17 protein-coding genes are annotated in these 21,402 nt (G+C 42.0%); 13 read left to right on the forward strand and 4 right to left on the reverse strand.

From position 1 onward, the window contains the following. Positions 1–60: 60 nt before the first annotated feature. The 4 genes from recN to barA form a co-directional block, all read right to left on the reverse strand. Entirely contained in the window at positions 61–1,719 is a 1,659-nt protein-coding gene (gene recN / locus Q4557_RS09060; RefSeq protein ID WP_102438058.1) for a DNA repair protein RecN, read from the reverse strand. A 114-nt stretch (positions 1,720–1,833) separates the two neighbouring features. Next, a complete protein-coding gene (locus Q4557_RS09065; protein WP_303412204.1) occupies positions 1,834–2,799 on the reverse strand; it encodes an AEC family transporter in 966 nt (321 codons plus the stop codon). Between the two features lie 325 nt (positions 2,800–3,124). After that, positions 3,125–3,739 (reverse strand): YjaG family protein, encoded by a 615-nt coding sequence (locus Q4557_RS09070; protein WP_303412206.1) that lies wholly within the window; start codon positions 3,737–3,739, stop codon positions 3,125–3,127. Next, positions 3,729–6,560 (reverse strand): two-component sensor histidine kinase BarA, encoded by a 2,832-nt coding sequence (gene barA / locus Q4557_RS09075; RefSeq protein WP_303412208.1) that lies wholly within the window; start codon positions 6,558–6,560, stop codon positions 3,729–3,731. The genes Q4557_RS09070 and barA overlap by 11 nt, the downstream gene beginning before the upstream one ends. A gap of 102 nt (positions 6,561–6,662) precedes the next feature. Here barA and rlmD point away from each other — a divergent pair, with 102 nt between their 5' ends. From rlmD to rpoS, 13 genes are all read left to right on the forward strand, one after another. Then, positions 6,663–8,006: a 23S rRNA (uracil(1939)-C(5))-methyltransferase RlmD gene (rlmD, locus tag Q4557_RS09080; RefSeq protein ID WP_102438064.1), complete on the forward strand. Its 1,344-nt coding sequence runs from the start codon at positions 6,663–6,665 to the stop codon at positions 8,004–8,006. Positions 8,007–8,221: 215 nt separating this feature from the next. Then, positions 8,222–10,429 carry a GTP diphosphokinase gene (gene relA, locus Q4557_RS09085; protein WP_102438066.1) on the forward strand — a complete coding sequence of 736 codons (2,208 nt, stop codon included), beginning with the start codon at positions 8,222–8,224 and terminating at the stop codon, positions 10,427–10,429. Positions 10,430–10,544: 115 nt separating this feature from the next. Continuing rightward, complete coding sequence (mazG, locus tag Q4557_RS09090; RefSeq protein ID WP_303412212.1) at positions 10,545–11,393, forward strand: nucleoside triphosphate pyrophosphohydrolase; 849 nt, start codon at positions 10,545–10,547, stop codon at positions 11,391–11,393. Positions 11,394–11,599: 206 nt separating this feature from the next. Beyond that, complete coding sequence (locus Q4557_RS09095) at positions 11,600–13,237, forward strand: CTP synthase (RefSeq protein WP_102438070.1); 1,638 nt, start codon at positions 11,600–11,602, stop codon at positions 13,235–13,237. A 252-nt stretch (positions 13,238–13,489) separates the two neighbouring features. Beyond that, a complete protein-coding gene (gene eno, locus Q4557_RS09100) occupies positions 13,490–14,791 on the forward strand; it encodes a phosphopyruvate hydratase (RefSeq protein ID WP_102438072.1) in 1,302 nt (433 codons plus the stop codon). Positions 14,792–14,881: 90 nt separating this feature from the next. Further along, complete coding sequence (gene ftsB / locus Q4557_RS09105) at positions 14,882–15,184, forward strand: cell division protein FtsB (protein WP_102438074.1); 303 nt, start codon at positions 14,882–14,884, stop codon at positions 15,182–15,184. A gap of 6 nt (positions 15,185–15,190) precedes the next feature. After that, the gene (gene ispD, locus Q4557_RS09110) at positions 15,191–15,907 is read left to right on the forward strand and encodes a 2-C-methyl-D-erythritol 4-phosphate cytidylyltransferase (protein WP_102438076.1); all 717 of its coding nucleotides are present in this window, start codon (positions 15,191–15,193) and stop codon (positions 15,905–15,907) included. A gap of 14 nt (positions 15,908–15,921) precedes the next feature. Next, positions 15,922–16,401 carry a 2-C-methyl-D-erythritol 2,4-cyclodiphosphate synthase gene (gene ispF, locus Q4557_RS09115; RefSeq protein ID WP_102477224.1) on the forward strand — a complete coding sequence of 160 codons (480 nt, stop codon included), beginning with the start codon at positions 15,922–15,924 and terminating at the stop codon, positions 16,399–16,401. A gap of 94 nt (positions 16,402–16,495) precedes the next feature. Then, positions 16,496–17,614 carry a tRNA pseudouridine(13) synthase TruD gene (truD, locus tag Q4557_RS09120; protein ID WP_303412219.1) on the forward strand — a complete coding sequence of 373 codons (1,119 nt, stop codon included), beginning with the start codon at positions 16,496–16,498 and terminating at the stop codon, positions 17,612–17,614. A gap of 3 nt (positions 17,615–17,617) precedes the next feature. Continuing rightward, positions 17,618–18,367, forward strand: a complete 750-nt coding sequence (gene surE, locus Q4557_RS09125) for a 5'/3'-nucleotidase SurE (RefSeq protein ID WP_102438080.1) — start codon at positions 17,618–17,620, stop codon at positions 18,365–18,367. Beyond that, positions 18,364–18,999 carry a protein-L-isoaspartate(D-aspartate) O-methyltransferase gene (locus Q4557_RS09130; protein WP_102438082.1) on the forward strand — a complete coding sequence of 212 codons (636 nt, stop codon included), beginning with the start codon at positions 18,364–18,366 and terminating at the stop codon, positions 18,997–18,999. Before surE ends, Q4557_RS09130 begins: the two co-directional genes overlap by 4 nt. Before the next feature lie 41 nt (positions 19,000–19,040). Next, on the forward strand, positions 19,041–19,946 hold the full coding sequence (locus tag Q4557_RS09135) for a peptidoglycan DD-metalloendopeptidase family protein (RefSeq protein ID WP_102438084.1): 906 nt from the start codon (positions 19,041–19,043) through the stop codon (positions 19,944–19,946). A 76-nt stretch (positions 19,947–20,022) separates the two neighbouring features. Further along, the gene (gene rpoS, locus Q4557_RS09140; protein ID WP_102438086.1) at positions 20,023–21,003 is read left to right on the forward strand and encodes an RNA polymerase sigma factor RpoS; all 981 of its coding nucleotides are present in this window, start codon (positions 20,023–20,025) and stop codon (positions 21,001–21,003) included. Positions 21,004–21,402: the final 399 nt, after the last annotated feature.

Raw genomic sequence — 21,402 nt, forward strand, 5'->3', positions numbered from 1 at the left:
CACTTCATAGTGGGCTTTTTAATGGGCGATGATTAATGGATGATGCTTAAAGCTGCAAGATTATTGCAATAGCTCTCTAGCATTCGCTAAGGTATTTTCAGTTATCACATCACCCGCGAGTAGTCTTGCTAGCTCATTGACTCGCTCTTGTTTATCCAATGACTTCATATTCGTCTCAGTGCCGCCACTTTTGGTGAATTTATTCACTAGCATATGTTGGTGACCATTACCTGCAACTTGCGGTAAATGCGTCACACAGAGCACCTGAGTTGATTGACCTAAGCTGCGTAGCATTCTTCCCACAACTGCTGCAGTAGGTCCTGAAATACCTACATCCACTTCATCGAATATCAAGGTTGGTGTTGATACCTTTTTAGCGGTGATAACCTGAATACCAAGCCCAATACGTGACAATTCGCCACCAGAAGCTACTTTGGCAATGGGCTGCATCGGTTGACCGGGGTTGGTGGTAACCAAGAATTCAACTTGATCACAACCAGAAACTGATTGTAGTTCTGGGTTAAAATTCACCTCAATGCAGAATCTGCCTTTGGGCATATTTAACTCTTGAATCGATTGGGTGACTAACTTATTAAGCTCTTTGGCATAGCGGTTACGGCTATGGCTGAGTTTTTGGGCGCTAATTACGTAAGCTTTTTTGCTTTCATCTACTTGCTGCTGAATTTCATCAAGCCTTGTGGCATCGTTATTAAGCTCGCTAAGTTCAGCTTTTAAAGCTTGGTGATGCTCAAACAGTTGCTCAGAGCTCACATGGTGTTTTCTTGATAATTGCATCGCCTTTGAAATGCGCTGCTCAAGGTAAGCAAAGTGTTCAGGATCGAGTTCTATTCGGCTTAAATAGTCCTGAACTTCGCTGCTGCTTTCCTGCACTTGAATTAACGCTTCATTGAGCATTTGAGCAATATTACTTAGTTGTGGGTCAAACTCAGTTAGGTTCTCAGCTAAGCCCACGACCCGATTAAGTAAAGATTCAATATTGGCTTCATCGTCATCACACAGTAATTGCAGGCTGGATTGGCAGGTATCAATTAACTCTGTGCCGTTAGCAAGGCGTTTATGCTCTTGCTCAATCTCAATAAATTCACCGGCTTTAAGATCAAACTCATCAAGCTCTTCAACTTGATATTGCACTAGCTGTTTTCTGGCGATACGCTCTTGCTGATTTTGTTGTAATTGTTTCAGTTCATTTTCGATTAACTTACAGCGTTGATAGCTTTTGCTTACCCCATCAAGCAATAATTTATGGTTGGCGTAGCTATCAAGAAGGGTCAGTTGATGCTCGCTTTTTAACATTGCATGATGCGCGTGTTGGCCGTGAATACCGACAAATAATTGCCCTAGAGATTTAAGCTGGGCTAACGGAACTGGATTACCATTTATATAGGCACGTGAGCGGCCATCGGCATTAATTGTTCTTCTTAAGATACATTCGTCTTCGACATCAAGGTCATTGTCCTCTAGCCAGCGCTTAGCAAATGGCACATCATCTAAGCTAAAGCGGGCACTCACTTCGGCTTTGGTTGCACCTGGTCTAACGCTATTGGCATCTGAGCGATTACCAAGGCATAAGCCCAGGGCATCAATAGCAATGGATTTACCAGCACCGGTCTCACCAGTAATGCTGGTCATGCCAGCTTTAAAGTCGAGTTCTAGAAAACGTACAATTGCGAAATTATTAATGCTTAATTGGCACAGCATAATCAATCCTTGTGTGAATAACCATCAAACCACTGTATCTGCATACAGTTTACACTGTTTTTATATACAGTAAAGTGCTGTATAAAAAAATGGTGCTGATTTTTTATACGAGGATTAAACCAAGGCGCTTAAGATTTTTTCAATAATGGGCAAACTAATAAAGGTGGCTGTAGTGCTGATCAATATGCACTTGGCACTTGATAAGGCATAGATTTGGTAACGCTGTGCCAGTAAGTAAACACTTGCTGCTGTCGGCAGTGCCGCCAGAATGACGCCCATAAAAACTAGCTCAGACTCCACCTTAAAATAGCTTAATAAAACATAGGCAAGTAACGGCTGGACAATGAGTTTTAAACTATTCAGCAAGCTCATTTCAAGGGCGATATTATGTTTTTTAGGCCCAGCTTTTGCGCCGCGATGCATGGCTTTAGCTAACACCATGCCAATGGCAAATAAGGCGCAGGGGCTAGAGGTGTTTCCGATTAACCGAAACATCATGCTGATACTGTCAGGTAGGTTTATTTTGAGCGCTGATACCAATACCCCTAGGGCGCAACCAATAACAATGGGGTTGGTGATTAATGCGTTGAGCATAATCATAATAGGATGACGTTGTTGGGTTTTATTCACCGCAAGTTCCATGCTCACCAGTGCAAATGCGAACATGATAATGGACAGTAGACTGGCAATGGCTGCGGTGGCGATGGCTTGATTGTTATCAGGATACAAGCTCATCATTAAAGGGATCCCAATAAAGGCGGTATTACCAAAACTGGTGTTTAGGCCTCTAATTGCAGCTAGCGCGGGCTGTTTATTGTCTGCAAGGGTTGAGATGATCACTGTAATACAATATGTGCCCGCCATAGCGAGGCCAAAGGCGAATATAAATCCCCATTGCAGAATATCGTTAATGTCAGTTTCGGCCAGTGCAATAAATAAAATAGCAGGGAAGGCGATATAGTAGACGTATTTATTTAGCGCCGAGTCACTATCTTGGGGGAGTAATTTAAGTTTCTGGACACTAAAGCCAATAACCATGATGCCAAAAACAGCGATAAGTGGGGTTAGGATACTAGGCAAGCTTGATTCCTTTTTAGGGCCTTGAATGACATATCAATAATGTGGGCGTTGGATATCTTACTTTAATGGCGCCAATAAGATATTAGATAAAGGTAAGGTATGAGATGAATCTAAGCTATTCAAATAAGTTAAGTTTTTAAATTAAACTAAGATAAGAAAAACTGCATAGATCTGATACGACAAGGAAGATGTAAATGTTGCCCATCAGGTTGGCATTAGAGTATAAAGCTATCTGTTAGCGGTATCTTTAATAAGGGCATGATGACAGGCCCTTATTAAAGAGTGCTATTGCTACTTAAAGAGTGCTATTGCTACTTTAAAAGTATCATTGCTGCAGACTGATGCCGATATTAGACACGCCAGCATCAATGATTTCTTTGCGTAATTCCTTAATGAATTCAGGTGTGATTTTTATTGTTTCTTCAATCACATCTAATAACATTCCTTGTAAGTGCTTCTCTTCTTGCATTACAGGATGGTTAAATACGAACTCTTCTACAACATCTTCATTCATGACGTCTTCAAGTTCTTCAATGCTAATGGCTTCAATATAGTTGGCCACTGTACTTGATGATAATTTACTGACGTTGGTAATATCTTCTTCGATTTTAGCTTGTATGCCACCGAGTAAAGTCGATAACGCTACAGCAGCATCCATTGCAGGATAAACACCGTAGGCTTCAAAATCTGCAGGCTCAGGGGTATTTTCATCTAAACGCTGTAAGTGAATATCGTAATTAAACTTAAGCTTTTTATCGTATTGTGATTGCCAAAGTAAATCCAATACTGTGCTTAATACTTTAGGCTCGCCAAACTCACACACTTCGGAGAAAAGGGCGTAATTGGGCAGCATGCGCTGACATAGCGCGGTCGCAAAAAGTTGCTTTTGAGGTAATGACAGCGCTTTTAAACGCTTAAAAAAACCGGGTTTATTGCTCATAGGGAACATCCGCTGATAACTGTGATATCACTTGATTTGCTGCTGATTCTACCTTAGTTAGCTCGTCAAGTAACTCAAGTATTTCAGGTTCTAAGTCTTCGATGTTGGTTTTGTGCTTTAACGCAGACTCTAATTCTTGGCAAAGTTTTTGGGTGTTGGGCACCCCACAATAACAACTCGCTCCATGAAGTTTATGCACGGTTTGCAGCATAAGCGAACTATTGCTGCTTTTTAATGCCGTTTCTATGTCGCTGACACTTTCAGGCAGTGAGTCCACCAACATTTGCAGCATCTCTAATGCTAAATCCGGTTTTTGATTGGTTTGTGCTAAGCACAGCTCCCAATTAAGGGTATGCATATCAAAGTGGGTAAATTTGGGTTTATTTATCCAGCGATCAATCACCCCTTTTAATGCCGCTTCATCAATGGGTTTTGGCAGATAACCGTCCATGCCGCTACCTAAAATTAATTCTCGCTCTTCAGCGATAGCGTGGGCTGTTACCGCAATAATAGGTGTATTGCGGTTAAGTGAGTCTTGGCGGATAAGTTTGGTTGCTGTAACCCCATCAGTGCCGGGCATTTGAATGTCCATAAAGATAACATCGAAGGCTTGTTTTTGGGCATAGCTCACGGCTTCATCACCGTTATTGACAGAGATGACATTAACCACCAACTCTTTCAGTAGGGTATCGATTAGCTTTAAGTTAGCAAGGTTGTCATCAACAGCAAGTACGCTCAAATTCTTGCGCTCATACACAGTCGCGGGTAGTGACTCGGTTAATAGCGCTGTTTGAGTGGGTGGATGAATTAAGTGGTTAGCCAACTCGTAGTCACTCACTGGCATACTGAGTAAAATATCGCTATTAGGCCTCAATGCTTGGTTTAATATTTTTTGCTGCTCGATGCAATCATGAAGCAAGACTAAACATGAGGTCTTTTCCCTCGCCATGCTTAAACAGCTTAATAACTGCTCTTTATCACTAAAGCCATGGCAGTTAAGCAGAATATAATCGTAATGCACTTTGCTTGATGAAAGCGTTGACTCTAAATGGCTAATTTGGCCAACAGTGGTTAAATGTAGCCCCCACGCTTCAAAGCGGCGATTGAGCATATCGCGGCTTAGCTCTCTTGATTCAAATAACAACAGGGTTTTATTACGTAAAGAGTCCAAATGCAGCACTTCACCAATATGAAACTGGCTTAATTCCAATGGCAGCATGAACCAAAATGTTGAGCCTTGATTTGGAATTGAGGTAAAGCCAATTTGGCCGCCCATTTGGTTAATCAAACGTTTGGTGATCACTAAGCCCAAGCCGGTACCACCAAAGCGGCGTGAAATAGACGAGTCTGCTTGGCCAAAGGCCTGGAACAGATATTCTTGCTGACTTTCATCAATACCAATACCGGTATCAATTACTTCACAGCGCAGGGTGATATTTTCATCTTTTTGGCCTACAAGATGAATTTTCAAAATAACGCTACCTTGATCGGTAAACTTAATCGCATTGCCCAATAGGTTCGTCATGATTTGTGCAACCCGCATCGCATCACCGCTGACACTTTCAGGCACGTTGTCGTCAATATCAATAATCAGTTCGATGTCTTTTTCTTGAGCGCTGCCGGCCACAATGCTGACGGTTTCAGAAATGGTTTCCCGCAGGGCGAATGGCATTTTCTCTAAGACCATTTTACCGGCTTCTAATTTGGAGAAATCCAGAATGTCATTAATGATCCCCAGTAAGTTACTGGCGCTTCGTTCAATGGTTTTTATGTAATCTAACTGACTTGAGTGCAGCGGCGTTTTAATTAACTGCCGAGAAAATCCAATCACACCGTTTAGTGGTGTTCTTAATTCATGGGACATATTTGCTAAGAACTCTGATTTAATGCGACTGGCTTCAAGGGCGCGCTTTTTGGCTAAATCAAGCTCGACGTTTTGGATTTCAATTTGTTCAAGGGTTTCCCGTAAATCAGAGGTCGCTTGGTCAATGTTTTGCTGCATTTCATCGTGATATTCTGACAATGAACTAGCCATGGCATTAATGCCGCGCTTAAGTAAATCTAGCTCGCCGATTAATTGTCCATCAAGACGGGTGTCTAACTTACCTTCACGAATTTTTGCTACTACTCTTACCATTTCAGTAATGGGGTAGTTAACATGCTTAACCAAACGGAATGTGAAAAACAGATTCAGCTGCACCCCAATTAATACAATGACAAATGCGGCAATGGCGGCACGGTGTTGCTCAAGTAAGGCATTTTCTTTATTGAGTAATATTGAGATATACCCCAATATTTGTTGCCCTTCAGCATTGGTGATAATTTTTCTTGGGCCGTTGGCGGGCGAAATTGTCACCCCTTGCGGGTTAGTTTGTTGATTAACGCCGGTATAAGACATAATCGGCACCCGTATCACCATGGTGTCGTCGATGGTTTCATACTGAGTCGAAATTAAAGACTTTAACGCTGCTGTATAGCGCATACTCTCAAAATCTTTATGGTAGTGAGATGTTACAAATAATTGATTTTCATCATCAAAAATAGCAATTGAGTGAATAAGGGCAGAGTTGTTTAATTGCGATGCTGCCAGTAAACGTTTGCTGGCTTCTCTGTCTTCAGTGACCAGTCCGAACTCGCTGGCAATGGCCAAAGGCTCGACAATACTTCTACCTTGATTGATTAAGGTCTCTTCGAGTTCATAAAAACGGTTTATGGTGAAGTAACTTCCAAGTAGAATACCCACCATGACCGTTGGCGCTAACGCAAGTACCAGTACCCAAGAGCGAAGACTGTATTTGGTCATGTTGTTAGCATTTTTCATCGTGAAGACATTATTCCTAAAGACTTTTTATCTATGATGAGGACTAGACTGCCAGAAACAGAGCCGTCTTGACTAGTCATTTATTCAATACCTGAGGCCAAAATGGCACAATTTTTTAAAGCAAAACCAAACAAAACTAAACAACTGTCGGCCAAGTTGACTTTAACGGTATCACAACTTGATCATCTCGGTGCAGGTATTGCTCAACATGACGGCAAAGTGGTATTTATTCCTGGGGCTCTGCCCGGTGAAACGGTAACCGCGCAATTAATTGAACAAAAGAAAAAGTACGCTAAAGCTAAGCTGCTTAAAATTCAAATCGCAACCGATAAAAGAGTCGCGGCGCAATGCCCTCATTATCAGCAATGTGGTGGCTGCGACTTACAACATATGAGCATTGATGCGCAGCGCGAATATAAGCAAGATGCACTACAAAATTTAATGGGTAAGTTAGCGGTCAATATTGATGACAAGATCATGACTTCAATGATAACCGGTGAGCAATGGCATTATCGTCGTCGCGCACGGCTAGCTACGTTATTTGATAAAAAGACGAAGCATTTACAATTAGGCTTTCGAGCTGCCAATAGCAATAATATCGTTGATATTAAGCAGTGCGATGTATTGGCTGTAGCATTGTCGGCATTGATTGAACCCTTCTCAAACGTGCTTAATCAGTTACAAGCTAAAATGACACTCGGTCACCTTGAACTCACTGAAGCTGAAAATGGCATATTTGCAGTACTTAGAATCACCAAAGCATTGAAAACCGATGATGAGCAGCGCCTGAAAGCGTTTGCTTTGGAGCATCAAATACAGTTGTTAGTGCAAGATAATGATGGCGAACTGCGTTCGCTAGTCAGTGACGATCATATTGAATTACCCAAATATTTGTTAGCTAACGGCCAAGTCGAATGTCGATTTAGCCCGGGAAATTTTGTGCAGGTCAATGCTGATATTAACCAGCGTATGGTCGCACAGGCCATCGAGTGGCTAGATCCACAACAAGATGAACGAATTTTGGATTTATTTTGTGGGGTAGGTAATTTTAGTTTGCCCCTTGCTACCCAAGCCGCTGATGTTATTGGTGTTGAAGGCGTACCTGAAATGGTTACGCAGGCGAAACAAAATGCTGCTGATAACAACTTAACCAACCTGAGTTTTTTTCACGCTGATTTAAGTGCGGATTTATCTCAAGCCTCTTGGCTGGGCAAAATTGATAAACTATTGCTCGATCCTGCCAGAGCGGGGGCGTATGAAAGTTTGCAATGGTTATCTAAAATGAAGCCTAAAAAAGTGGTGTATGTGTCATGTAATCCGGCAAGTTTAGCCAGAGACAGCCAAGTATTAATCGAACAAGGCTATCAGCTTAAAAAACTAACCATGTTGGATATGTTTCCACAAACTCATCATATCGAAGCGATGGCATTGTTTGAAATTAAATAACTTGCTGCGCTGGCGTGGCAAACCAGTAAAATCAACTGTTTTTACTGCCAACTCAAACAGAAATACTGTTTGAAGATGACATTTTTTAAATTGATTAATATTAATTTGACATAAATAACTGAATGCTCAAGATGAAAGCATTAGAGTAAATAACACATCAACACAGATTCAGTTATTTGTACGCGTAAAAGTCAGTACCAATAAGGAAGTTAATTATGGTCTCAGTTCGAGAAGCACATTTTAATCTAGCCGATTTTAATATCGACGAATGGGTTATGCGTTATATCGATAACGCCGAAGAAGCCCTATTGTTACGGGATCTGATCCTGTATCTAGATATGTTGCCAACGAAATCTCCCGATGTACATCGGGCCTTGCTTGAGCGCGCCCGTGAAATGGTGGAAATTCTAGCGCCATTGAATATGGATATCGAGACCTTACAAGCTTCATTATTATTTATTGCTCATGATGCCGGTATTTTATCAATTGAAACAATTGAAGAAAAATATGGCGCTAGCTTAAGCAAGCTAGTGGCAAGCGTGGTGACCATGGAGGCTATTGGCGCCTTAAAAGTCAGTCCTGACTCTCGAACCGCCGAGCCGCAAATCGATAATATTCGTAAAATGTTATTGGCCATGGTCGAAGATGTACGCGCGGTAGTGGTTAAGCTTGCTGAGCGGGTAGCGCTACTTCGTGAAGTTAAAAATGCCGATGAAGAAACCCGGGTATTGTTGGCAAGAGAAGTGGTCGATATCTACGGCCCGCTTGCCAACCGTTTAGGAATTGGGCAATTAAAGTGGGAATTAGAAGATATCTCGTTTCGCTACCTGCACCCGACAGTTTACAAAGATATTGCCAAACAGTTAGATGGTAAACGTGTCGACAGAGAAGTGTTTATCGATAAGTTTGTTACCCAGCTGCAACAGCGTCTGGATAATGACCAAATTCGCGCGAAAGTCTATGGCCGCCCGAAACACATCTATAGCATCTGGCGTAAGATGAAAGGCAAAGACTTGAAGTTTGATGAGCTGTTTGATGTGCGCGCGGTGCGTATTGTCACAGAGCGCCTCCAAGATTGTTATGGTGCTTTAGGTGTCGTGCATACCCTTTGGCATCATATTCCCCGTGAGTTTGATGATTATGTGGCCAACCCTAAACCCAATGGTTACCAATCAATTCATACCGTGGTCGTTGGCCCTGAAGGTAAAACGGTAGAGATTCAAATTCGTACTGAAGCTATGCATCAGGACTCAGAACTTGGGGTCGCAGCCCATTGGAAGTACAAAGAAGGCTCTGCTGGTGGCAAGCAAAGTGGCTATGAAGAAAAAATTAATTGGCTACGTAAAATTTTGCTGTGGCAAGAAGATGTTGCTGAAACCGGAAACCTGGTTGATGAAGTCCGCAGCCAAGTATTTGAGGACAGAGTCTATGTGTTTACCCCTAATGGCGAAGTGGTTGATTTACCATTAGGCTCCACCGTGCTCGATTTTGCTTACTACATTCATTCCCATGTGGGCCATAAATGTATTGGCGCCAAAGTCGATGGCCGTATTGTGCCCTTTACTTATCAAGTTGAAACCGGTGAGCGTATTGAAATCATTACCTCAAAGCATCCTAATCCGAAGCGCGATTGGTTAAATCCAAATTTAGGCTACATCAAGTCGTCTCGCTCTCGCTCGAAAATTCAGCATTGGTTCAAGCAGCAAGACCGCGATAAAAACATGGTGGCAGGGAAAGAATTACTTGAGGCTGAACTTAACCGTGTCTCACTTCATTTAAAAGATGCCAAAGTTGCGGTTGAGCGCTTTAATATGAACTCCATGGATGACATGTTAGCGGCTATTGGTGGCGGTGATTTACGCTTAAACCAAGTGGTGAATTACATTGAAACCAGTTTACGCAAAACTGAAGTGACCGAACAAGAGATTGTTGAAGAGCTCATTAAACGCTCGAATCCGAAACCAGCCCGTAAAGGCAAAGGTCAGGTAGAAGTAAATGGTGTTGGTAATTTATTAAGCCATATTGCCAGCTGCTGTAAACCGGTACCGGGTGATGAAATTTTTGGTTATATCACCATGGGCCGCGGCGTGTCAGTGCACCGCAGTGACTGCTCACAGGTTAAAGAGCTAATGCGCGCCCATCCAGAGCGCAGTGTCGAAGTGGTGTGGGGAGAAAACTATTCTGGCGGTTATCGGATTAAAGTACGGGTGATAGCTCATGATCGCAGTGGTTTACTGCGAGATGTCACCACAGTACTGGCGGCTGAAAAGTCCAATGTAATGGCAATGAGTTCAACCTCTGATGAAAAAAACCAAACCGCTACCGTTGAGCTAGAACTTGAACTGTATAACCTCGATGGCTTGTCACGGATATTATCAAAATTAGGCCAAGTTGAAGGTGTGACCGAAGCCAGACGATTATAGTATTAAATCCCAACGGCGCACTTTAGTGTCAAAAGATAAGGTGATAAATCGAAAGGTTTGTCACCTTTATTTTAACTTATCAGCCAGTTTAGGCCATATCATTGAGAAATAGACCATGTCAGCAAATACCCTAAAGCAAGCTAACGATATTATGCAGCCTTTATTAACAATTATGGAAAAACTGCGGGATCCTGAAACGGGTTGCCCTTGGGATAAACAGCAAAGCTTCGAGACTATTGTTCCTTTTACCCTTGAAGAAGCTTATGAGGTTGCCGATGCCATCGAGCAAGCTGATTTAGATTCGCTGCCAAATGAGCTGGGTGATTTGTTGTTTCAGGTGGTGTTTTACTGTCAGCTCGGTAAAGAACAAGGCTTATTTGATTTTGCCACTGTGGTGAATAAAATTTGCGACAAATTAACCAGAAGACATCCCCATGTGTTTAGCGGCGACAACCTTGGCACTAGCGCTGAACAAGTCAAACTTGTTTGGGATGAAATTAAGCAGCAAGAAAGGCTCGCGAAAAGCCAACACTCGATACTTGATGACATTCCAGTAGCAATGCCAGCACTGAACCGAGCGATAAAAATTCAAAAGCGGGTTGCAAAGGTGGGCTTTGATTGGGCTGATTTAGCCCCTGTGGTGGCAAAGGTTCATGAAGAAATCGATGAGGTCATGGCAGAGGCGCAGCACTTAGAAGCCAATAAAGACGAATATTACCCCAAGGTGGTTGATGAAATGGGCGACTTATTATTTGCTGTTGCCAATATGGCAAGACACTTAGGGGTTGAGCCAGAGCAGGCATTAAGGCTTGCTAATCAGAAGTTTGAACGTCGCTTTAAAGGGGTAGAGCAATATGCTGCACAAAGTGGCAAGGCGTTTGAACAGCACTCACTTGAAGAGCTCGATAGCTATTGGGATCAAGTTAAAATGGCAGAGAAAAGTCAGCAGCTTAGTAAAGATTAATCTGCGCACTTGGCAAACATTAGGATGATATTGAATTCAACGCTATGAAAATTAGGGTTAAATTATGACCATGATTTAACTTTGGCTTAATATCAATTTTATGCGTTTATTGTTTGTTGTTAGCGCGCTATTTTGGTAGAATGTCGCCCCGTCCTAGTGCTTTCTTACAAGCACGTTATTTTCAATCTCACATTCTCAGGTTCAGCATGACTACAAGGTATATCTTCGTTACTGGTGGCGTTGTTTCATCACTAGGTAAAGGCATTGCAGCAGCTTCATTAGCAGCAATTTTAGAGGCGCGTGGCCTCAATGTAACCATTATGAAACTTGACCCATACATTAACGTTGACCCTGGCACCATGAGCCCGACTCAGCATGGTGAAGTATTCGTTACTGAAGATGGTGCTGAAACCGATTTAGACTTAGGTCATTACGAGCGTTTCATTCGAACCAAGATGAACCGTCGTAATAACTTCACTACCGGTCGTATCTACGAGCAAGTGCTACGTAAAGAGCGTCGTGGTGATTATTTAGGTGCCACCATTCAGGTGATCCCGCACATCACTAATGCAATTAAAGAAAAAGTACTTGAAGGCGGCGAAGGTCACGATGTTGCTATCGTAGAAATTGGCGGCACAGTAGGCGATATCGAGTCATTGCCTTTCTTAGAGTCAATTCGTCAATTAGGTGCTGAGCTAGGACGTGATCGCACATTATTCATGCATTTAACCTTAGTGCCGTTCTTAGGTGCTGCAGGTGAAATTAAAACTAAGCCAACACAACACTCTGTTAAAGAATTGCGTTCAATTGGTATCGCGCCAGACGTATTAGTTTGTCGTGGCGACCGTGCTATTCCTGCTAATGAAAAAGCGAAAATCTCGCTATTTTGTAATGTAGAAGAAAAAGCCGTTATCTCATTAAAAGATGTCGACAGTATTTATAAGATCCCAGCGTTATTGCGCTCTCAAGGTCTTGATGAGTTAGTGGTTAAACGTTTTGGTATCGATTGTAATGATGCTGATTTGTCTGAGTGGGAAAATGTTATTTATCAAGAAGCTAATCCAAATGGTGAAATTACCATTGGTATGGTGGGTAAATACATCGAACTACCAGATGCTTATAAGTCTGTGAATGAAGCACTTAAGCATGCAGGCCTTAAAAACCGCCTAACAGTGAATATTCAGTATGTTGATTCACAAACAGTAGAAGCTAAAGGCGCTGAAGTACTAGAAGGTTTAGACGGTATTTTGGTTCCTGGTGGCTTCGGTGAGCGTGGTGTTGAAGGTAAAATCTTTGCGGCGCAATATGCCCGTGAAAATAACATTCCATACTTTGGTATTTGTTTAGGTATGCAAGTGGCATTGATCGAGTTTGCTCGACACGTTGCTAAACTTGAAGGGGCTCATTCAACTGAGTTTAAACCAGAAACAGAACATCCAGTCATTGGTCTGATCACAGAATGGATCAATGAAGAAGGTAATGTTGAGCTGCGCCATGAAGCGTCAGATTTAGGTGGCACTATGCGTTTAGGCGCACAGTTATGTCATTTAGCTGAAGGTTCTAAAGCCGCTGCAGCATATAACTCTACTACTTGTGTTGAACGTCATCGTCACCGTTTTGAAGTGAACAACAACTATGTTGAGCGCTTAGAAAAAGCTGGCCTGGTATTTAGTGGTTTGTCATCAGATCGCAAATTAGTGGAAATGATTGAGCTTCCTAATCACCCTTGGTTTGTAGCAGGTCAATTCCACCCTGAATTCACCTCAACACCTCGTGATGGTCATCCATTATTTGAAGGTTTTGTTGCTGCTGCTGCGATTCATCAAAAAGGTGAAGCTGAGTAATTAAAAATAAAGCCACTGATAATCATATCAGTGGCTTTTTTTTATCTGGTCAATTTTTTATCTGCTAATTAATAGATGTGACCTAGGTAGTTGCCGCTTAACGATAATCGGTCTATGCTATGGCTTCAGTTGACCTTTTATTACCAAACTGAAAGTGAAATACCAATAATTGCGCCATTATTAATAAATTGTCGGTGTTTATTGGTATTGATTTTCTATTTTAATATTTAACTTACATATATTGAGGGAATTATGGCTAACATTATTAACGTCATTGGTCGTGAAATCATGGATTCACGCGGTAACCCAACGGTAGAAGCTGAGGTTCACCTTGCTGACGGTTCTATCGGTATGGCTGCTGCACCATCGGGTGCATCAACAGGTTCTCGTGAAGCACTTGAATTACGTGATGGCGACAAAGCACGTTACTTAGGTAAAGGTGTTCTTAAAGCTGTTGAAGCTGTAAATGGCCCAATCGCTGAAGCGTTAAAGGGTAAAGATGCACTAGCACAAGCTGAGCTTGATCAAATCATGATTGACTTAGATGGCACAGAAAACAAAGCTAAGTTTGGCGCAAACGCTATCCTAGCTGTTTCTCTTGCTGCTGCTAAAGCGGCTGCTGTTTCTAAGAAAGTACCTTTATACGCTCACATTGCTGATCTAAACGGTACTTCTGGTGTTTACTCTATGCCTCTTCCAATGATGAACATCATCAATGGTGGTGAGCACGCTGATAACTCAGTAGACATTCAAGAATTCATGATCCAGCCTGTTGGCGCAGCTAACTTCCGTGAAGGCCTTCGTATGGGCGCTGAAGTATTCCATAGCCTTGCTAAAGTTCTTAAAGCTGGTGGCCACTCGACTGCTGTTGGTGATGAAGGTGGTTTCGCGCCAAACCTTGAGTCTAACGAAGCTGCACTTGCTGCAATCAAAGTGGCTGTTGCAAACGCAGGTTACGAGCTAGGTAAAGACATTACCTTAGCGATGGATTGTGCTGCATCTGAGTTCTTTGATAAAGAAGCCAACATCTACGATCTTAAAGGTGAAGGCAAGAAATTCACCTCTGAAGAGTTTAACTACTTCCTTAAAGATTTGACTGAACAGTACCCAATCGTCTCTATCGAAGACGGTCTTGACGAGTCTGACTGGGATGGTTTCGCACACCAAACTAAGCTTCTAGGTGATAAAATTCAATTAGTAGGTGACGATTTATTCGTAACTAACACTAAGATCCTTAAGCGTGGTATCGACAACGGTATTGCTAACTCAATCCTAATCAAATTTAACCAAATTGGTTCGTTAACTGAAACGTTAGCAGCAATCAAAATGGCTAAAGATGCGGGTTTCACCGTGGTTATCTCTCATCGCTCAGGTGAAACTGAAGATGCAACTATTGCAGATCTTGCTGTAGGTACTGCTGCTGGCCAAATCAAAACCGGTTCATTAAGCCGCTCTGATCGCGTTGCTAAGTACAACCAACTGCTACGTATCGAAGAAGCATTAGGCTCAAAAGCACCGTATAACGGTCTTAAAGAAGTCAAAGGCCAAGGTTAATTTTCCTTGAGCTAAAAAAAGGCCACCACGAGGTGGCCTTTTTTGTTGTACTATAGTGGGATTAATCATTAATTTCGCCACATTATACCTATGAAAAGCCTATTACTATTACTTTTGATCTTAGTCGGTTTATTACAGTATCGATTATGGCTGGGCGAAAATAATTTATCCCAATATATGAATCTGAAAAAACAGATTGCCAGCCAACAAGCCAGTAACGATAAACTCATTGCTAGAAATCAAATTTTAAAAGCGGAAATCATCGATTTAAAACGCGGCACAGAAGCGATTGAAGAACGTGCTCGAAATGAGTTAGGCATGGTAAAAGAAGGTGAAACTTTTTATCGCGTCGTTGGCAACAACCCTCGAAACAATGCTACTTTTGGTCAATAACATCCTATGAACGTTGAGAATCAATCTGTTATCGCGATTGTCCCTGCTGCCGGTATTGGTGCAAGGATGGGGGCGACTATTCCTAAACAATATTTAGCTCTAGGTGAGCAAAGCATCTTAGCTCACACCTTAGATAGCTTGATTACTCATAAAAGAATCAAGCAAGTTATCGTAGCGCTGCACCCTGAAGACACCTTTTTTGCGACTTTATCTCAAGCAAATCACCCTAAAGTGAGCACGGTTATAGGCGGTCAAGAACGTGCAGATTCTGTATTGCGTGCTTTAGTGTCGATTGACAAAGAAACCATGGAGTCTAATTGGGCATTAGTCCATGATGCCGCGAGACCTTGCTTAACCCACAGCGATATCGATAAATTACTTAATGCTAGAGTTGACTGCCCACAAGGCGCGATTCTAGCCATGCCGGTGCGAGACACCATGAAGCGCTGTGCTAACTCAACTAATCTAATTAGTGAAACAGTATCACGTGACCATCTTTGGCATGCATTAACGCCGCAACTGTTTCCCTGCAAAAGCTTGCAGCAACATTTAAGTGATGCACTTAAACAAGGCGTGCAAATTACCGATGAAGCTAGCGCCATGGAGTGGGCAGGTGTTACCCCTGGTTTAGTCACTGGCCGCGCAGACAATATTAAAGTTACTCACCCTGATGACTTGCAGTTAGCAGCGCTGTTTTTATCTCACATAAATTCTCAAAAATAACGGTTATTATTATGTTGAATATACGCATTGGTCATGGTTTTGATGTACATAAATTTGGTAGCGATAAACCGCTGATCCTTGGTGGTGTTACTGTGCCATACGAAACAGGTTTAATTGCTCACTCTGATGGTGATGTAGTACTACATGCAGTAAGTGACGCCATACTTGGTGCCATGGCTTTAGGTGATATAGGTAAACATTTTCCTGATACCGATGCCGAGTTTGAAGGTGCTGATAGCAGAGTATTATTGCGCCATTGTGTTTCATTGGCACAAGCTAAACAATTTAATATAGGTAACCTTGATGTCACTGTTATTGCGCAAGCGCCAAAAATGTTGCCACACATTGAAGCCATTAGACAATGTCTGGCTGAAGACCTATGTACCCATATCGATAATATTAATGTGAAAGCCACCACCACCGAAAAACTGGGCTTTACAGGCCGCAAAGAAGGCATCGCAGTTGAGTCGGTCGTCCTTATGGTGCGAGATTAACACTGATAAACGACGATATTACGTCTATTAACGTCACGTAAGCTAATTGCACTCAATAGCTGCAATTACATCATTAGCTCATTTGAGAAGAAACATGACTCCGTTATTTTATTTATTTGGTAAGCCTGATTGCACTGCAGATCTACGCACAGTAAACAGTGACTTTATCGTTAAAGAAATGCTGCCTTTTAGCCCAACTGGCGAAGGCGAGCATCATATGATCCATGTTCGTAAAGATGGCTTAAATACCACGCAAGTGGCAGAAATTTTAGCTAAGTTTGCCAAAGTGCATCAAAAAGAAGTGACATACGCAGGCCAAAAAGACCGAAACGCTGTGACAGAGCAATGGTTTGGGGTGCGTATTCCAGGGAAAGAAACCCCTGATTGGCAATCGCTGTCTGATGAGCACTTAACCATCTTATCAAGCCAACGCCATAGTAAAAAACTGCGTATTGGCGCACTGCTGGGTAATCGGTTTGAACTGATTTTACGAAATGTGTCCGATAAAGCAGTGCTTGAGCAACGGATTTTAAAAGTGGCTGAAATAGGCGTACCTAACTATTTTGGAGAGCAGCGTTTTGGCCATAAAGGTAAAAACTTAGTTTTCGGCCAGCAAATGCTCGCGGGTAAAAAAGTTAAAGATAGAAAAAAACGCAGCATGTATTTATCTGCAGTGCGCTCTAATGTGTTTAACACTGCTGTGTCGTACCGTTTAAGTAAAAATGGTATTGCGCCTATTAATGGTGATTGTGTCATGTTAGCGGGCAGTAAAAGTTTTTTTGTCGCGCAGACATGGGATGAGGCCACAATGAAGCGTTTAGCTGACAATGACATTCAATTGTCTGCGCCATTGTGGGGCAGAGGCGAACTCCCCACTCAAGGGCTTGCATCAGTAGTTGAACAAGCTGCATTAGCTGAGTTAAGCACCGATTTAACCGGGCTTGAGCAAGCGGGTTTAGAGCAAGAACGTCGACCATTATTATTAAAGCCTCAAGCGCTAAAATACCGGTTTGAAGATGATGATGTGTTAGTCATCGAGTTTATTTTACCAGCAGGTAGCTATGCGACCTCAGTATTGCGTGAGCTACTGGATTATCAAGATGTTCAAGAAGTGCAGCGACAACAAATGGTGGCAATGCAGCAGCAAGAGCAAGCGCAGCAATTTGCAAATAGCGTTACAAATGACGCAACTAAAAGCACTCTAGAAGGTTAAGTGATGATTAACATATTGGTCAGCAATGATGACGGCGTTACAGCTCCAGGGATCAAAGCCCTAGCGGCAGAGTTAACCAAAATTGCTAATGTGTTAGTCGTGGCGCCTGATAGGAATTGTTCAGCAGCCAGTAATTCTTTGACCTTGACTAATCCATTAAGAATTAATAACTTAGAAAATGGCGCTATTGCTGTCAATGGCACACCGTCAGATTGTGTCCATTTAGCCATTAGAGAATTATGTCCAGTAGAGCCTGATATTGTGGTGTCAGGCATTAATGCTGGGGCGAATATGGGTGATGATACCCTGTACTCAGGTACGGTAGCCGCAGCAATGGAAGGACGCTTTTTAGGCCTACCTGCGATAGCGGTATCATTAGTGGGCAAAGAATTACGTCATTACGATAGTGCAGCAATCTATGCCGCTAAAATAGTGCAAGGTTTACTTGAGCATCCTATTAATAACGATCAAATATTAAATGTAAATGTGCCCGATTTACCGCTAGAACAAATCAAAGGCATGAGAATTACTCGCTTAGGCTCAAGACATAAAGCTGAAGGCATGATCAAAACTCAAGATCCTGCAGGAAGAGATATATATTGGCTTGGGCCTCCGGGCAAAGAACAAGATGCTAGCGCTGATACAGACTTTGGTACAGTTGAACAAGGTTATGTTTCAATTACTCCGCTAACGGTCGACTTAACTGCGTATGATCAGCTTGCTGACTTAGAAAACTGGATTAATAAACTATGAGCCAGGTAGCTTCAACTGTTGCCCTTAATTTAGCCAAAAAACTGCATGAAGCAGGGATCCGTAATCACACTGTGTTGCAGGCGGTATCAAATACCCCAAGGGAGTTATTTCTCGATGGGGCATTAGCCCATAAAGCTTACGAGAATACCGCTTTACCTATTGGGCAAGGCCAAACTATCTCTCAGCCTTATATTGTCGCTAGAATGACGGAGTTATTACTACAACATAACCCTGCTAGAGTGCTTGAAATTGGTACTGGTTCAGGTTACCAGGCAGCGATTTTAGCGCAACTGGTACCTCAGCTTTGCACAATTGAGCGGATCAAGGCGCTACAAATTCAAGCGAGACAACGTTTAAAGCGCTTAGATTTACATAATGTGTCTTTTAAATATGGTGACGGTTGGAAAGGTTGGACCAATAAAGGCCCATTTGATGCCATTATGGTAACAGCAGCTGCAGCATCGGTACCTGAAGCATTATTGGCGCAACTGGCTGAAGACGGCGTGCTAGTGATCCCTGTTGGCGAAGACTCGCAGCAGTTATTAAAAATCACTCGTAAACAAAATGAGTTTCAATCACAAATTATCGAAGCGGTTAAGTTTGTACCGTTAATCAATGGCGACTTAGCTTAACAGTGATGCAAGGGCGATATTTCAAAAGTATGATGGAGACAATGTTGAAGTGTCGTAATTGGCCTTGGGTTACAATTTTACTGCTGTTTATTTCAGGGTGTAGCTTTCAAGCTCACAACCCTGCACCCGTTACGAGTATTTCGAGTAATGCTGGTCAAAAATTTAATAAAGGCTCTATTACCTCTGGCAGTTACAAGGTAAAACGCGGTGATACTCTTTACTCAATTTCATGGGGCGCTGGGCAAGATTTTAATAAAATCGCTCAATATAATGGCTTAAAAGCACCTTATACCATCTATCCAGGACAAACATTAAAACTCACCAAGCCACAGCGCACTAAGCCTGCAGCCAAGCCTGCACCAAAACCGGTCGCTGTAGCGAACACCAAGTCAAAGCCTGCTAATAAAACGGTTGCAAAACAAACTTCAGCACAAAAAAAGCCAGCGACAACGACAAATCAAAATAGTACAAAAAAAGAGCTTGATCACAAAGCTAAGCCTGCGTATTCTGTAAAAACTACCCAAGACAAAACGGTTCAAATAGCGAAAAAATCTGTTTCAACCTTGCCAGATAAAGTAAGTCAGTGGAACTGGCCGACAAAAGGTAAGATTGTAGGTTATTTCTCTAGTACTCAGCAGGGCAATCAAGGCATAAAAATCGCTGGTTCCAGAGGCGATATTATCAAGGCTGCAGCTGATGGAAGAGTTGTTTATGCAGGTAATGCACTTCGGGGCTATGGCAATTTGGTCATTATTAAACACAATGATGATTATTTAAGTGCTTATGCTCATGCAGATGCAATATTGGTCAAAGAAAAGCAATATGTAAATGCTGGACAGACAGTTGCGAAAATGGGTAGTACAGGGACTAATCAGGTGATGTTGCATTTTGAAATTCGTCTCCATGGTAAGTCAGTAAACCCATTAAATTATTTACCTAAACGTTAACTGTTTAGTTCACATTAAAACGGAGAATACGCGCACGAAAATAACTTAATTTTTATCCGGTTTGGGAGAGCACCATATGAGCCAGAAACAAAATACTGCGGTAGCAGAAGAGCTTATGGATTTAGCTAAACAACCACAAGAGATTGCGCTGAAGGAGGCAAAAAATGCCAAGCCAGCACAGCAATCCGACACTGACCAACAAGTTCAAGATGATCTTCAGAAGAATCTTGACGCCACTCAACTATATTTAGGTGAGATCGGTTTTTCCCCTTTGCTTAGTGCAGAAGAAGAAGTCTTCTTTTCACGTAAAGCACTCAAAGGCTGCGAGAAGTCTCGTAACCGCATGATAGAAAGTAATCTAAGATTGGTCGTAAAAATTGCCAGAAGGTATAACAACCGAGGATTAGCATTACTGGATCTTATCGAAGAAGGTAATCTAGGGCTTATTCGAGCAGTCGAAAAGTTTGATCCGGAAAGAGGGTTTCGTTTTTCAACCTACGCGACTTGGTGGATTAGACAAACCATCGAAAGAGCGATCATGAATCAAACTCGGACCATTCGTTTGCCTATTCATGTGGTTAAAGAGCTTAATGTATACTTGCGAACGGCAAGACAGCTTGCGCAAAAACTTGATCATGAGCCGACGGCAGAAGAAATCGCAGACAAATTAGATGTCTCTACTAGCGATGTCAGTCGAATGCTAAAACTAAACGAAAAAATCACCTCTGTAGATACCCCACTAGGCGGGGATAACGATAAAGCATTGTTAGATGTTATTGCAGATGATGATTCAGTTGGACCAGATTATAAAGTACAGGATGAAGACTTATCTAATTCAATTGTCGGTTGGTTAAATGAGCTAAATACTAAGCAAAGAGAAGTATTAGCACGACGTTTTGGTTTATTAGGTTATGAACCATCGACGTTAGAAAACGTAGGGGCTGAAATTGGCTTAACACGGGAACGTGTGCGTCAAATTCAAGTCGAAGCGTTAAAGCGTTTGAAAGATGTATTAGGGGCACAAGGCCTATCAGTCGAAGCGTTATTTAGAAATTAACGCCAACCTTTTAAGCGATTAATTTACGCTTAGGGTTATTTACCTTTGAGGACACGAGTTGTCCTTTTTTGTTGGCTTTTTTTTACTCACTTTTATAGAGCCTGAGCATTATGATAGTTAATGAAGCTAGGTTCTAAGTATTAGTTATGAGTACTTAATCATTATAATTGTAATGAATGAGCCGTTTTAAATAGCCCATTCAGATTTTACACTGAGCACAATTGCGCTCATCATTTACAAGTTTGATAGCCTTTTTAGTCCATAAAGCATATCAATTGCTTGTTTAGAGCAGTAATCATCAGGATTGACTTTAGGTTCTAAGTGTTAGTTAAGGGGACTAATTATTGTAATGAATGGGCCGTGATAAACAGCCCATTCAGATTTTACACTGAGCACAAT

This window comes from Shewanella sp. 5_MG-2023 (genome assembly GCF_030547465.1).
In the GTDB taxonomy this organism is placed as follows: domain Bacteria; phylum Pseudomonadota; class Gammaproteobacteria; order Enterobacterales; family Shewanellaceae; genus Shewanella.